This window comes from Enterobacter sp. MGH 24 (assembly GCF_000493015.1).
GTDB lineage: Bacteria > Pseudomonadota > Gammaproteobacteria > Enterobacterales > Enterobacteriaceae > Enterobacter.
Genome location: NZ_KI535657.1, coordinates 1,506,389 through 1,521,078, shown reverse-complemented (window position 1 = coordinate 1,521,078; position 14,690 = coordinate 1,506,389). Strand labels below are relative to the sequence as shown.

13 protein-coding genes are annotated in these 14,690 nt (G+C 57.0%); 9 read left to right on the top strand and 4 right to left on the bottom strand.

The window, feature by feature from the left end; genetic code table 11:
* Positions 1-110: 110 nt before the first annotated feature.
* Positions 111-707, top strand: coding sequence for a nucleoid occlusion factor SlmA (gene slmA, locus L370_RS14625; protein WP_008502690.1), 597 nt, complete (start codon positions 111-113; stop codon positions 705-707).
* Positions 708-747: 40 nt separating this feature from the next.
* Here slmA and pyrE read toward each other — a convergent pair whose 3' ends face one another.
* Positions 748-1,389 (bottom strand): orotate phosphoribosyltransferase, encoded by a 642-nt coding sequence (gene pyrE / locus L370_RS14630; RefSeq protein WP_023334015.1) that lies wholly within the window; start codon positions 1,387-1,389, stop codon positions 748-750.
* A gap of 67 nt (positions 1,390-1,456) precedes the next feature.
* The gene (rph, locus tag L370_RS14635; protein ID WP_010426431.1) at positions 1,457-2,173 is read right to left on the bottom strand and encodes a ribonuclease PH; all 717 of its coding nucleotides are present in this window, start codon (positions 2,171-2,173) and stop codon (positions 1,457-1,459) included.
* A gap of 125 nt (positions 2,174-2,298) precedes the next feature.
* Between rph and L370_RS14640 the strand changes: the two genes are divergently transcribed.
* On the top strand, positions 2,299-3,162 hold the full coding sequence (locus tag L370_RS14640; protein ID WP_023309886.1) for a YicC/YloC family endoribonuclease: 864 nt from the start codon (positions 2,299-2,301) through the stop codon (positions 3,160-3,162).
* Between the two features lie 205 nt (positions 3,163-3,367).
* Positions 3,368-3,985 carry a trimeric intracellular cation channel family protein gene (locus L370_RS14645; protein WP_023334014.1) on the top strand — a complete coding sequence of 206 codons (618 nt, stop codon included), beginning with the start codon at positions 3,368-3,370 and terminating at the stop codon, positions 3,983-3,985.
* Positions 3,986-3,987: 2 nt separating this feature from the next.
* Here L370_RS14645 and ligB read toward each other — a convergent pair whose 3' ends face one another.
* On the bottom strand, positions 3,988-5,658 hold the full coding sequence (gene ligB / locus L370_RS14650; protein ID WP_023334013.1) for an NAD-dependent DNA ligase LigB: 1,671 nt from the start codon (positions 5,656-5,658) through the stop codon (positions 3,988-3,990).
* A 251-nt stretch (positions 5,659-5,909) separates the two neighbouring features.
* Between ligB and gmk the strand changes: the two genes are divergently transcribed.
* From gmk to recG, 5 genes are read left to right on the top strand one after another with little or no spacing between them, the layout of a single operon-like run.
* Positions 5,910-6,533: a guanylate kinase gene (gmk, locus tag L370_RS14655; protein WP_008502674.1), complete on the top strand. Its 624-nt coding sequence runs from the start codon at positions 5,910-5,912 to the stop codon at positions 6,531-6,533.
* A gap of 54 nt (positions 6,534-6,587) precedes the next feature.
* Positions 6,588-6,863 carry a DNA-directed RNA polymerase subunit omega gene (rpoZ, locus tag L370_RS14660; protein ID WP_000135058.1) on the top strand — a complete coding sequence of 92 codons (276 nt, stop codon included), beginning with the start codon at positions 6,588-6,590 and terminating at the stop codon, positions 6,861-6,863.
* 19 nt (positions 6,864-6,882) lie between these two features.
* The gene (spoT, locus tag L370_RS14665; RefSeq protein ID WP_023309883.1) at positions 6,883-8,997 is read left to right on the top strand and encodes a bifunctional GTP diphosphokinase/guanosine-3',5'-bis pyrophosphate 3'-pyrophosphohydrolase; all 2,115 of its coding nucleotides are present in this window, start codon (positions 6,883-6,885) and stop codon (positions 8,995-8,997) included.
* Between the two features lie 4 nt (positions 8,998-9,001).
* Positions 9,002-9,691: a tRNA (guanosine(18)-2'-O)-methyltransferase TrmH gene (gene trmH / locus L370_RS14670; RefSeq protein WP_032643719.1), complete on the top strand. Its 690-nt coding sequence runs from the start codon at positions 9,002-9,004 to the stop codon at positions 9,689-9,691.
* Positions 9,692-9,694: 3 nt separating this feature from the next.
* A complete protein-coding gene (gene recG, locus L370_RS14675) occupies positions 9,695-11,776 on the top strand; it encodes an ATP-dependent DNA helicase RecG (protein ID WP_023334011.1) in 2,082 nt (693 codons plus the stop codon).
* A 1-nt stretch (position 11,777) separates the two neighbouring features.
* Here recG and gltS read toward each other — a convergent pair whose 3' ends face one another.
* On the bottom strand, positions 11,778-12,980 hold the full coding sequence (gene gltS / locus L370_RS14680; protein ID WP_023334010.1) for a sodium/glutamate symporter: 1,203 nt from the start codon (positions 12,978-12,980) through the stop codon (positions 11,778-11,780).
* A 225-nt stretch (positions 12,981-13,205) separates the two neighbouring features.
* On the opposite strand from gltS, the gene L370_RS14685 reads away from it, so the two are divergent.
* Positions 13,206-14,597 carry a nucleobase:cation symporter-2 family protein gene (locus L370_RS14685; RefSeq protein WP_023334009.1) on the top strand — a complete coding sequence of 464 codons (1,392 nt, stop codon included), beginning with the start codon at positions 13,206-13,208 and terminating at the stop codon, positions 14,595-14,597.
* The last annotated feature ends 93 nt before the right edge of the window (positions 14,598-14,690 follow it).

Here is a 14,690-nt window from a genome sequence, read left to right as displayed (position 1 = left end):
GACACGTATCTCACAGCGTCATAATGCAATAACAAACCGCAAACGCCAGTTTGCGGTCGCTGTGTGGATGCCAGCCTGGCAAGTGCTTATTTTCAGGGGTATTTTGTAACATGGCAGAAAAACAAACCGCGAAAAGGAATCGTCGCGAAGAAATACTTCAGTCTCTGGCTCTGATGCTTGAATCCAGCGATGGCAGTCAACGCATCACCACCGCTAAACTGGCCGCCTCTGTAGGCGTGTCTGAGGCGGCGCTGTACCGTCATTTTCCGAGCAAAACCCGGATGTTCGACAGCCTGATCGAATTTATCGAAGACAGCCTGATCACGCGCATCAACCTGATTCTGAAAGACGAAAAAGACACCACCGCGCGTCTGCGTCTGATTGTGCTGTTAATCCTGGGCTTCGGTGAACGCAATCCGGGCTTAACCCGTATCCTCACCGGCCACGCGCTAATGTTTGAACAGGACAGACTGCAGGGCCGCATTAACCAGCTTTTCGAACGTATTGAAGCGCAGCTGCGCCAGGTACTGCGCGAAAAGAAAATGCGTGAAGGCGAAGGTTACAGCATTGATGAAACGCTGCTGGCGAGCCAGATTCTGGCGTTTTGTGAAGGGATGCTCTCCCGCTTTGTGCGCAGCGAATTCAAATACCGTCCAACGGACGATTTTGACGCCCGTTGGCCGTTAGTGGCTGCTCAGCTGCAGTAATCCGTAAGCCCGGTAAGCGTCGTGCCGCCGGGCAATTTAACTACACCCCGAACTCTTCCCGATACGCACGTACCGCCGCCAGATGGTCCGCCATCTCAGGCTTCTCTTCCAGATACGCAATCAGGTCTTTCAGGGTGATGATGGAAGTCACTTTGCAGGCATAATCACGCTCCACTTCCTGAATAGCGGAAATGTCGCCGCGACCACGCTCCTGACGATCCAGAGAAATCAGCACGCCAGCCAGCGTCGCGCCGTTGGCCTGAATAATCTCCATCGATTCGCGGATCGCCGTACCTGCGGTGATCACATCGTCGACCAGCATGACGCGGCCCTGCAGCGCGCTGCCGACCAGATTCCCGCCTTCACCGTGGGTTTTAGCCTCTTTGCGGTTAAAGCAGTACGGCACGTCGCGGTCATGGTGTTCCGCCAGCGCCACCGCGGTGGTGGTCGCAATCGGAATCCCTTTATAAGCCGGGCCAAACAGCAGATCAAAATCAATCCCGGAATCCACCAGCGCTTCGGCATAGAAACGGCCTAACAGTGCCAGATCGCGCCCGGTATTAAACAGCCCGGCGTTGAAGAAATAGGGACTCTTACGCCCGGATTTCAGCGTAAATTCGCCAAACTTAAGTACCTGCTTGTTAAGCGCAAACTCAATAAACTGGCGCTGATACGATTTCATGGATTTGCTCCTTTGGTTTTTCTGTCTTACAGGCAAAAAAAAGGCGACTCATTGGTCGCCTTTAAAATCAATTTTCTAACGCCGCTTTCTGCGTCGTTACAATGGATTCGATTCCCCCTCGGGCCAACGCCAACAGGGAGAGAAGCTCTTCGTGAGTGAACGGCTCGCCTTCTGCCGTACCCTGTACTTCAATGATGCGGCCATCTTCGGTCATCACCACGTTCATGTCGGTTTCGGCTGCGGAATCTTCAACGTATTCCAGATCGCAAAGTGCTTCACCGTTAACGATACCCACGGAAACCGCCGCAACCATGCCTTTCATTGGATTGGTTTTCAGCTTACCGGCCGCAACCAGCTTATTCAGGGCATCGGCCAGCGCCACGCAGGCACCGGTAATGGACGCCGTACGCGTACCGCCGTCTGCCTGAATCACGTCGCAGTCCAGCGTGATGGTGAATTCGCCGAGGATTTTCAGGTCAACGGCGGCGCGCAGCGCACGCGCGATCAGACGCTGAATCTCCATGGTACGACCGCCCTGCTTACCCTTTGCCGCTTCGCGGGCATTACGGGTATGGGTCGCACGCGGCAGCATGCCGTACTCAGCGGTGATCCAGCCCTGGCCCTGACCTTTCAGGAAGCGCGGAACGCCTTCTTCGATGGAGGCGGTGCACAGCACTTTGGTGTCACCAAACTCAACCAGCACGGAGCCTTCAGCGTGTTTTGTATAGTTACGGGTCAGGGTGACGGGACGCACCTGGTTGGCGCTACGACCTGATGGACGCATGATGGATTCTCCGGCTTGAAACGAATGTGGCTGCGCATTATACGGATAAAGGACGCTTATTCCTATCCTGAGAAGCCCCCGAAAGCTATAATCCCCCCATCTCTCCTTTAAAAACGGGAATGTCTATGATCCGCAGTATGACCGCCTACGCCCGGCGTGAAATCAAGGGTAGCTGGGGCAGCGCCACATGGGAAATGCGCTCGGTAAACCAGCGTTACCTGGAAACGTATTTCCGTATGCCGGAGCAGTTCCGCAGCCTTGAGCCTGTCGTACGTGAACGCATCCGTACGCGCCTGACGCGCGGGAAAGTGGAATGCAACCTGCGCTTTGAGCCCGATGCCAGCGCACAGGGTGAGCTCATCCTCAACGAAAAACTGGCGAAACAGCTCGTGAATGCGGCGAACTGGGTCAAAATGCAGAGCGATGAAGGCGAAATCAACCCGGTTGATATTCTACGCTGGCCTGGCGTCATGGCCGCCGGTGAGCAGGATCTGGACGCCATTGCCGCTGAAATCCTGGCAGCCCTCGACGGCACGCTTGACGACTTTATCGTTGCCCGCGAAACCGAAGGTCAGGCGCTGAAAGCGATGATTGAGCAGCGTCTTGAAGGCGTGAGCACCGAAGTAGCCAAAGTCCGCACCCATATGCCAGAAGTGCTGCAATGGCAGCGCGAGCGTCTTGTCGCCAAACTGGAAGAAGCGGAAGTTCAGTTGGAAAACACCCGTCTGGAACAAGAGCTGGTGCTGATGGCGCAGCGTATTGATGTCGCTGAAGAGCTGGACCGTCTGGAAGCGCACGTTAAAGAAACCTACAACATTCTGAAGAAGAAAGAAGCTGTGGGCCGCCGTCTGGACTTTATGATGCAGGAGTTCAACCGCGAGTCGAACACCCTGGCGTCTAAGTCGATCAATGCAGAAGTGACGAATTCAGCGATTGAGCTGAAAGTGCTGATTGAGCAGATGCGCGAGCAGATCCAGAATATCGAGTAACGCCTTTCGGGTGGTGTCGACCGCACCACCCATTACTATTTCTAATCCATATCCACGTCCGTTTTTACGCTTTACCGCCTGTCATCAAGCTAGCCCAACATAACGTGATAAAAATTTATAGGGCAAACTGACTCGCCTTAGAAAATCTCAATCGTGATCGTGCGCACAAATCGCTAACCTCCCCCGCGTTCACACCGGAGGGTATATGCTGCTTCACATCCTTTATCTCATTGGCATCACCGCAGAAGCCATGACCGGCGCGCTTGCCGCCGGACGTCGTCGTATGGACACCTTCGGCGTGATCATTATTGCTACCGCGACCGCGCTGGGCGGCGGTTCCGTGCGGGATATCCTGCTTGGTCATTATCCACTCGGCTGGGTTAAACACCCTGAATACGTGATTATCGTGGCGACGGCGGCTGTATTAACCACCATCGTGGCGCCCGTTATGCCCCATCTTCGCCGACTGTTCCTGGTGCTTGATGCGCTGGGGCTGATCGTCTTTTCGATCATCGGTGCGCAAATCGCGCTCGATATGGGGGAAGGACCGGTTATCGCCACTATTGCTGCCGTGGTCACGGGCGTATTCGGCGGTGTGCTGCGCGATATGTTCTGCAAACGCATCCCCCTGGTCTTTCAAAAAGAGCTGTATGCCGGCATATCCTTTGCGGCAGCGGTGCTTTATATCGCGCTGCAGCATTACGTTTCGAACCATGATGTGGTGGTTATCTCCACGCTGCTGTTTGGCTTTACGGCCCGCATGCTGGCGCTGCGTCTGAAACTCGGGCTACCCGTTTTTCATTACAAACACAGCGCGCACTAGCTTCAGAACCCGTTGATGTGCTGTTCAGCGAGCCATTTCGCCAGCACATCAATCTGAGGTGCGTGCATCCAGTTAACGATTTGTCGCGCTTTCTCCTCGCCCGTTCCCGGCAGGGTTTGCCAGTCCTTTGCGTTGCGCCCGCTCATCTCCTGCCATGATATGTTACCCATCGCCTTCAGCGAAGCCTGCGTCATTGGCACACCCAATGCCATGAGCCAGCGGATAAACGGCTTCTCGCGCACCAGATTAAATCGGTGCCAGAGCGCCAGCCCGCGTGCTGAGGAAAACCCCGGTGTAGACTGCAGCTGCGCCTGAGTTAATAACAGCCATGAAAAGAGATGTTCAAAACGATGCGCCTGCCAGAGGGTCCGCCAACCTGACTCGCCTAATCCTTCAATATCGAATACCTGCTTTGAGCTGAGCCATGCCAGCCTGGCAAAGAACTGCTCCATGCACTCCGGCGAAGCATAGAAGCAGCTAAGAGCATGATAGCGCGGGGCCGGAGGCTCTGGTTTATGTCTGTCCGTCCCGCGCCAGAGCACCTTATCAAACCGGGGGATACCCTGACCGGCCAGGCTGACCTGTATCTGATCCCCCGGGGCAATATCCAGCCTCTGCCAGCGCCCAACCGAGCCCAGACTCACCCGCTGCACCTGTTTATCATCCAGTTGCACGGGTTCCAGCGCTGCTACAACGGAAATTTTGCCCGTTCGCCCCACGGAAAAATGAATATCCCTCACCTCAGCGACCTGGGCTGCAGGAGAATATTTCCACGCGACAACCCAGCTACCTTCTCCCGGTAACCAGCTTTCGCCCGCGGGTTCATCCTGCGAACGCACCACAATGCCATCCGTGGCAAAGGGTAGTGTGGTCACGTGCCAGGCCGCGCGCTGTTTCTCGACGGCATCAACAGATTCGGCGGGAAGCGTGTACCGTGCCGACAGCGTAAAACCGGCCTGGGACAGTTCAGCTAAAGAGGTCTGCATATCTTTCGGTCCGTCCGGCCAGGCCCAGATGAATACGCCGATCTTGCTCAATAGCGCGTTATCCTTTTGCCGCATCATCGTCCCCGCCACCTTTGCGCGAGCGTTCATTCCGCCCATCTGCTGCTGAATGTGGTTGTCACGCAACCAGAAAAGCTCGCCCTGTAAGACGCTATTCGCCAGCGCGCCGGTGAGCTTTTGCGGAACAGTCGGGATTAAACGTACCTTCCCGGTCCAGTCTTCCCCTTTCAGGCCATCACCGCGACTGATAGCCTGGGCTAACTTTCCGTCACGATAGACCAGCGTCACCGCCACACCGTCAACTTTGGGTTGCAGCCACAGATGCTGTCGGGCACGCATCCACTGTCTTAGTTCCTCTTTGCTGGCCACTTTATGTACGCCCGTATGGGCAACAGGGTGTTTTACGCCCCCCGTCAGCGCCGGGAGTTTCTCTTCTGAAGGCTCACTGCCAAAACAGCGCTGCCACTGCGATAACCGCCCGTGAAGCTGGTCGTAAGCCTCATCGTTGATCTCGCTCACGCCCTGCTTCCAGTAAGCCTCATCCCAGCGTTTGATTTGTGCGCTTAACGACGCCATCTCTTGCTCTGCTTTTGCCTGCGACCACACCGGGCACACCGCCGCGCCATAGCCACACCACAACAGCATTAACCCGCTTATCCATCGCCACATCGCTACCCCTCCTTTGCATTGCAGGAGGTATACCCGGATGCCTGAAACAACGCTAATGGCAACGTTTCACAATGCGAGACGCTATCCGGTATTTCTTTTGGTTGCTGAAAACCCCCGATAAAACCTGAAAACGGCACGCAAAATTCAATAATCCAGGGGAAAAAGTGTGACAAAGGCTACGTCACACGGCGGTGACGTGTATAATAAGCCCGTATGTAGGACTTCTTCGTTAACACATACAAAAGACTCTCATGGCTCAAGGCACGCTTTATATTGTTTCTGCCCCTAGTGGCGCGGGTAAATCCAGCCTTATTCAGGCACTGTTAAAAACCCAACCGTTGTACGACACACAGGTTTCTGTTTCTCACACCACGCGCCAGCCGCGTCCGGGTGAAGTGCACGGTGAACACTATTTCTTTGTGGATCACGACGAATTCAGAGCGATGATCGGCAGAGACGCGTTTCTTGAACACGCTGAAGTATTCGGTAATTACTACGGTACCTCGCGTGAAACCATTGAGCAGGTTCTGGCCACGGGCGTGAATGTGTTCCTGGATATCGACTGGCAGGGCGCACAGCAAATTCGCAAGAAAATGCCTGACTCGCGCAGTATCTTTATTTTACCGCCATCGAAAGATGAGCTCGATCGCCGCCTGCGTGGCCGCGGTCAGGACAGCGAAGAAGTGATCGCAAAGCGAATGGAACAGGCTGTTGCAGAAATGAGCCATTACGCGGAATATGATTACCTTATTGTGAATGATGATTTTGATGCCGCGCTGAGCGATCTCAAAACCATTCTTCGTGCAGAACGTCTGCGTATGAGCCGCCAGAAGCAGCGACATGACGCATTAATCACCAAACTGTTGGCAGACTGAACCCACTTTCAGTATCATGCCCAGTCATTTCTTCACCTGTGGAGCATTTTAAGTATGGCACGCGTAACTGTTCAGGACGCTGTAGAGAAAATTGGTAACCGTTTTGACCTGGTGCTGGTCGCCGCGCGTCGCGCTCGTCAGATGCAGGTAGGCGGCAAAGATCCGCTGGTACCGGAAGAAAACGATAAAACCACCGTTATTGCACTTCGCGAAATCGAAGAAGGTCTGATCAACAACCAGATCCTCGACGTGCGTGAGCGCCAGGAGCAGCAAGAGCAGGAAGCCGCAGAACTGCAGGCCGTAACCGCTATTGCTGAAGGTCGTCGTTAATTAAACCTGCGGGTCGCCCTTGTATCTGTTTGAAAGCCTGAATCAACTGATTCAAACCTACCTGCCTGAAGACCAGATTAAGCGTCTTCAGCAGGCGTATCTCGTTGCACGTGACGCTCACGAGGGCCAGACACGTTCAAGCGGTGAACCCTATATCACGCACCCGGTAGCGGTGGCCTGTATTCTGGCCGAGATGAAACTCGACTACGAAACGCTGATGGCCGCTCTGCTGCACGACGTGATCGAAGATACCCCTGCCACTTATCAGGACATGGAACAGCTGTTTGGCAAAAGCGTTGCCGAACTGGTGGAAGGGGTCTCTAAGCTTGATAAGCTGAATTTCCGCGACAAGAAAGAGGCGCAAGCCGAAAACTTCCGCAAGATGATTATGGCGATGGTGCAGGATATCCGCGTCATTCTCATCAAACTCGCTGACCGTACCCACAACATGCGCACGCTGGGCTCACTTCGCCCGGATAAACGTCGCCGCATTGCCCGTGAAACCCTCGAAATCTACAGTCCGCTGGCGCACCGTTTAGGTATTCACCACATTAAAACCGAGCTGGAAGAGCTGGGTTTTGAAGCGTTGTACCCGAACCGCTATCGCGTGATTAAAGAGGTGGTGAAAGCCGCACGCGGTAACCGTAAAGAGATGATTCAAAAAATCCTCTCCGAAATCGAAGGGCGCTTACAGGAAGCGGGGATTCCGTGCCGCGTCAGCGGTCGCGAGAAACATTTGTACTCCATCTACTGCAAAATGGTGCTCAAAGAGCAGCGTTTTCACTCGATCATGGATATCTACGCGTTCCGCGTAATCGTCCATGACTCAGACACCTGCTATCGCGTGCTGGGGCAGATGCACAGCCTCTACAAACCGCGTCCGGGGCGCATGAAAGATTACATCGCCATTCCAAAAGCGAACGGCTATCAATCTTTGCACACCTCGATGATCGGGCCGCACGGCGTCCCTGTTGAGGTGCAAATTCGCACCGAGGACATGGACCAGATGGCAGAGATGGGTGTTGCCGCACACTGGGCGTATAAAGAGCACGGTGGCGAAAGCAGCACGACCGCACAAATCCGCGCCCAGCGCTGGATGCAGAGCCTGCTGGAGCTTCAGCAGAGTGCGGGTAGCTCGTTTGAATTTATTGAGAGCGTTAAATCCGATCTCTTCCCGGATGAGATTTACGTTTTCACCCCAGAAGGTCGCATTGTCGAACTGCCTGCGGGCGCAACGCCGGTCGACTTCGCTTACGCCGTGCATACCGATATCGGGCATGCCTGCGTCGGCGCGCGTGTCGACAGACAGCCTTATCCGCTGTCTCAGCCGCTCTCCAGCGGCCAGACGGTAGAAATTATTACCGCGCCGGGCGCACGTCCAAACGCGGCCTGGCTGAACTTTGTCGTGAGTTCCAAAGCACGCGCCAAAATTCGCCAGCTGCTGAAAAACCTCAAGCGTGATGATTCCGTCAGCCTGGGGCGTCGTCTGCTCAACCACGCGTTGGGCGGCAGCCGTAAGCTGGCTGAAATTCCGCAGGAGAACGTCCAGCGCGAGCTGGAGCGCATGAAGCTCGCGTCGCTTGATGACCTGCTGGCAGAGATTGGCCTCGGCAACGCCATGAGCGTGGTGGTGGCGAAGAACCTGCAGCAAGGCGACACGACAGCGGTGCCTGCAACCACGCAAAGCCACGGACACCTGCCGATTAAAGGCGCGGACGGGGTGCTGATCACCTTCGCAAAATGCTGTCGTCCAATTCCTGGCGACCCGATTATTGCGCACGTCAGCCCGGGTAAAGGGCTGGTTATCCACCACGAGTCCTGTCGTAACATTCGCGGCTACCAGAAAGAAGCCGAGAAGTTTATGGCCGTCGAGTGGGATAAAGAGACCGCGCAGGAATTTATTACCGAAATTAAGGTGGATATGTTCAACCACCAGGGTGCCCTGGCGAACCTGACGGCAGCGATCAACACGGCTTCTTCCAACATTCAGAGCCTGAATACGGAAGAAAAAGATGGCCGCGTGTATAGCGCCTTTATTCGTCTGACCGCCCGCGACCGCGTGCATCTGGCGAATATTATGCGCAAGATCCGCGTCATGCCGGACGTGATTAAAGTCACCCGAAACCGAAACTAGGTTTATGAATTCACAACGTTATGCACGTATCTGCGAAATGCTCGCCAGGCGTCAGCCTGACCTGACGGTCTGCATGGAGCAGGTGCATAAACCTCATAACGTCTCTGCTATCGTTCGTACCGCAGATGCCGTCGGTGTGCATGAAGTGCACGCCGTCTGGCCGGATGGCCGCATGCGCAATACGGTCTCGGCGGCGGCAGGCAGCAACAGCTGGGTGTCTGTCAAAAATCATCGCACTATTGGTGAAGCCGTATCACACCTGAAAGGGCGCGGGATGCAGATCCTGGCCACTAACCTGTCCGCTAAAGCCGTAGATTTCCGCGAGATCGACTACACCCGTCCGACCTGCATTTTGATGGGTCAGGAGAAAACCGGGATCACCCGCGAAGCGCTGGATCTGGCAGATCGGGACATCATCATTCCGATGATCGGCATGGTGCAGTCTTTGAACGTCTCCGTGGCGTCCGCACTCATTCTGTATGAAGCGCAGCGTCAGCGTCAGAACGCCGGGATGTACGAGCGCAGCAACAGCATGCTGCCGGAAGATGAACAGCAGCGCCTGCTGTTTGAAGGTGGCTATCCGGTGCTGGCTCGCGTTGCGAAGCAGAAAAAATTGCCTTACCCCCACGTCAACGCGCAGGGCGAAATTGAAGCCGATGCCGAGTGGTGGGCCACCATGCAGTACGCCGGGTAACCGATGAAAGGCCGCCTGCTGGATGCCATCCCGCTTAACAGCCTGACGGGCGTGGGCGCGGCGCAAAGCAATAAGCTGGCAAAAATTGGCCTGCACACCGTGCAGGATCTTCTGCTTCACCTCCCACTGCGTTACGAAGACCGCACCCAGCTCTACAAGATTGGCGATCTCCTTCCCGCCATTTACGCCACCGTTGAAGGCGAAGTCCTGAACTGCAACATCACCTTCGGCGGACGCCGGATGATGACCTGCCAGATCAGCGACGGCACCGGCATTCTCACCATGCGTTTTTTCAACTTCAGCGCGGCGATGAAAAACAGCCTGGCGACGGGCCGCAGGGTGCTGGCCTATGGCGAAGCCAAACGCGGTAAATACGGCGCAGAGATGATCCATCCGGAGTACCGCGTGCAGGGCGATCTCAGCACGCCGGAAATGCAGGAGACGCTCACCCCGGTTTACCCGACGACCGAAGGCATCAAGCAGGCGACGCTGCGCAAGCTCACCGATCAGGCGCTGGAGCTGCTGGATACCTGCGCCATCACCGAGCTGCTGCCGCCCGAGCTGGCGCAGGGCATGATGAGCCTGCCCGAGGCGCTGCGCACCCTGCACCGCCCGCCGCCAACGCTGCAGCTCAGCGATTTAGACAGCGGCAAACACCCCGCCCAACAGCGTCTTATCCTTGAGGAATTACTGGCCCATAACCTGAGCATGCTGGCGCTTCGCGCGGGCGCGCAGCGTTTCCACGCCCAGCCATTAAGCCCGCGTGATGAGCTCAAAGATAAGCTGCTGGCCTCTCTGCCGTTTAAGCCCACCGGCGCGCAGGCGCGCGTCACCGCCGAAATCGAACGCGATATGGCACTCGACGTGCCGATGATGCGCCTGGTGCAGGGCGACGTCGGGTCCGGTAAAACGCTGGTCGCCGCGCTGGCGGCCCTGCGCGCGATTGCCCACGGCAAGCAGGTGGCGCTGATGGCGCCAACCGAACTGCTGGCTGAACAGCACGCCAACAATTTCCGCGCCTGGTTTGCGCCGCTGGGGATTGAAGTGGGCTGGCTTGCCGGGAAGCAAAAAGGCAAAGCGCGCCTTGCGCAACAGGAGGCTATTGCCAGCGGGCAGGTGCAGATGATTGTCGGCACGCACGCCATCTTCCAGGAGCAGGTGCAGTTTAACGGTCTTGCGCTGGTGATTATCGACGAGCAGCACCGCTTCGGCGTGCATCAGCGTCTGGCACTGTGGGAGAAAGGCCTGCAGCAGGGCTTCCACCCGCATCAGCTGATCATGACCGCCACGCCAATCCCACGTACCCTGGCGATGACCGCCTACGCCGATCTGGATACCTCCACCATCGACGAACTGCCGCCGGGCCGTACCCCGGTCACAACGGTCGCCATTCCTGACACGCGCCGCAGCGATATCATCGACCGCGTGCGCAACGCCTGCACCCAGGAAGGACGTCAGGCCTACTGGGTCTGTACGCTTATTGAAGAGTCTGAACTGCTGGAAGCGCAGGCTGCCGAAGCCACGTGGGAAGAGCTTAAGCTGGCGCTGCCGGAGCTGAACGTGGGTCTGGTTCACGGACGCATGAAGCCCGCCGAAAAACAGGCGGTGATGCAGTCGTTCAAGCAGGGTGATTTACATCTGCTGATCGCCACCACGGTGATCGAAGTCGGCGTGGACGTCCCGAATTCCAGCCTGATGATCATCGAAAACCCGGAACGTCTCGGCCTTGCCCAGCTCCACCAGCTGCGCGGGCGCGTTGGCCGTGGTGCGGTAGCGTCCCACTGCGTACTGCTCTACAAAGCGCCTCTTTCCAAAACCGCCCAGATGCGTCTGCAGGTGCTGCGCGACAGCAACGACGGTTTTGTGATTGCGCAAAAAGACCTGGAGATCCGCGGCCCGGGCGAACTGCTGGGCACGCGTCAGACGGGGAACGCGGAATTCAAAGTAGCGGATTTACTGCGCGATCAGGCCATGATCCCAGAAGTTCAGCGCCTGGCCCGCCATATTCACGAACGCTACCCCGAACAGGCGGCAGCGTTAATTGAGCGCTGGATGCCGGAAACCGAACGCTACTCCAACGCCTGATTCAGCCAAACATCGGCAGCATCAGGTACAGCTTGATCACCAGCGCGTTGACGATATCAATAAAGAACGCCCCGACCATCGGGACCACCAGAAACGCCATGTGCGATGGCCCGAACCGTTCGGTGATCGCCTGCATGTTGGCGATAGCCGTTGGGGTAGCCCCCAGGCCAAACCCGCAGTGACCCGCCGCCAGCACCGCCGCATCGTAGTTTTTACCCATCATGCGCCAGGTCACGAACATGGCGTACAGCGCCATAAACAGCGCCTGCACCGCCAGTATGGCCACCATCGGCAGCGCCAGCGAGGCCAGCTCCCACAGCTTGAGGCTCATCAGCGCCATCGCCAGGAACAGCGACAGGCAGACGTTGCCGAGCACCGATACCGCCCGTTCAAACACGCGGTAGAAGCCCATCAGCGCCAGACCGTTGCTCAGGATCACCCCAATAAACAGCACGCAAACAAACGTTGGCAGTTCAAACGCAGAGCCCGCCAGCCATTGCGCAACCACTTTGCCTACGGTCAGGCAGATGGCGATCATCGCGATGGTTTCAATCAGCACCAGCGAGGTAATGCTGCGCCCGACGTCCGGCTTTTCGAACGCGGTCGGCACCAGCTCATCGTCAGGTCTGCCGTTCGGCGTGGTGGAGTGTTTAACCAGATACCGCGCCACCGGGCCGCCAATCAGGCCACCTAGCACCAGACCAAAGGTCGCACAGGCCATCGCGACTTCAGTCGCGTTTTCAAAGCCGTAGCGCTCGACGAACAATTTACTCCACGCCGCCCCGGTACCGTGACCGCCTGACAGCGTAATCGACCCTGCCAGCAGCCCCATCAGCGGATCCAGCCCCAGCAGCGTTGCCATGCCGATGCCAATGGCGTTTTGCATCAGCAGCAGCCCCACCACCACAATCAGGAATACGCCGAGCACCTTACCGCCCGAGCGCAGGCTCGCCAGATTGGCGTTCAGGCCGATAGTGGCAAAGAAGGCCAGCATCAGCGGGTCTTTCAGGGACATATCAAAATCGATTTCCCAGCCCATGCTTTTTTTCAGTATCAGCAGGGCCAGCGCCACCAGCAGGCCGCCGGCGACAGGTTCAGGAATGGTGTATTTCTTCAGAAGGGAAACGCTGTGGACCAGCTTGCGACCAAGCAGAAGAACCAGCGTTGCGGCAACAAGGGTCGACAACGTATCGAGATGAATCATAAAAGGCTCCTGTTATGCGCGTGTTCCATACACACGCGGCGTTATCCTGGGCCGGGTTGCGCTCTTCATGAGCCCCCGGCGCAAAAAGTGTAATTTTTTTTCCTCACGCGTTGTAGAAAACCTGCTCACATCGGCAGATTTTCTTCCCTTTTTTTGCTGGCAATCGTTTGCTTTTACCAGGTGGTCAGATAAAATGCCCGCTTTTCCACCGTGGGATTGCCGCCGATGTCCGTTAACAGCATAGAGTCGCCTGATGCGCAACCGATTGCGCAGAAGCACAATAGCGAACTGATTTACCGCCTTGAAGACCGCCCGCCGCTGCCGCAAACGCTTTTCGCCGCCTGCCAGCATCTTCTGGCGATGTTTGTTGCGGTGATCACCCCGGCGCTGCTGATTTGCCAGGCGCTCGGTTTACCGGCGCAGGACACGCAGCACATTATCAGCATGTCTCTCTTCGCCTCCGGCGTGGCCTCGATTATACAAATTAAAGCATGGGGTCCGGTGGGATCGGGTTTATTGTCGATTCAGGGCACCAGCTTTAACTTCGTGGCACCGCTGATCATGGGCGGTACGGCGCTGAAAACCGGCGGTGCGGATGTCCCAACCATGATGGCGGCGCTGTTCGGCACCCTGATGCTGGCCAGCTGCACGGAGATGGTCATCTCCCGCGTTCTGCATCTGGCTCGCCGCGTCATCACCCCGCTGGTTTCCGGCGTGGTCGTAATGATTATCGGCCTGTCGCTGATCCAGGTGGGCCTGACCTCCATCGGCGGCGGCTATGCCGCCATGAGCGACCACACCTTCGGCGCGCCGAAAAACCTGCTGCTGGCGGGCGTGGTACTGGCGATCATTATTCTGCTTAATCGTCAGCGTAACCCTTACCTGCGCGTCGCCTCGCTGGTGATCGCCATGGCGGCGGGTTACCTGATGGCCTGGGCGCTGGATATGCTGCCGGAAAACACCGCGCCGACCAATGCCGCGCTGATCACTATCCCAACGCCACTCTATTACGGACTGGGCATTGACTGGGGTCTGCTCCTGCCGCTGATGCTCGTCTTTATGATCACCTCTCTGGAGACCATCGGCGATATCACCGCCACCTCCGACGTCTCCGAGCAGCCGGTGTCCGGCCCGCTGTACATGAAGCGCCTGAAAGGCGGCGTGCTGGCGAACGGCCTGAACTCGTTTGTCTCTGCGGTATTCAACACCTTCCCGAACTCCTGCTTCGGCCAGAACAACGGCGTGATCCAGCTGACCGGCGTGGCCAGCCGCTACGTCGGTTTCGTGGTGGCGCTGATGCTGATCGTCCTCGGCCTGTTCCCGGCGGTCAGCGGCTTTGTGCAGCATATCCCTGAGCCGGTGCTGGGCGGCGCAACGCTGGTCATGTTCGGGACTATCGCGGCCTCCGGCGTGCGTATCGTCTCCCGCGAGCCGCTGAACCGCCGCGCGATCATGATTATCGCGCTGTCGCTGGCCGTCGGTCTGGGCGTATCCCAGCAGCCGCTGATCCTGCAGTTTGCGCCAGACTGGGTGAAAAACCTGCTCTCTTCCGGCATTGCCGCGGGCGGTATCACCGCTATCGTTCTGAACCTCGTTTTCCCGCCTGAGAAAAATTGATTTCTCTCACGGCAGGCAGCCAATGCCTGCCGTGACATCTCATTACACCATTCCCGCCTTGAGGATTGCGCATAAATCGTGCATAACTCCCTT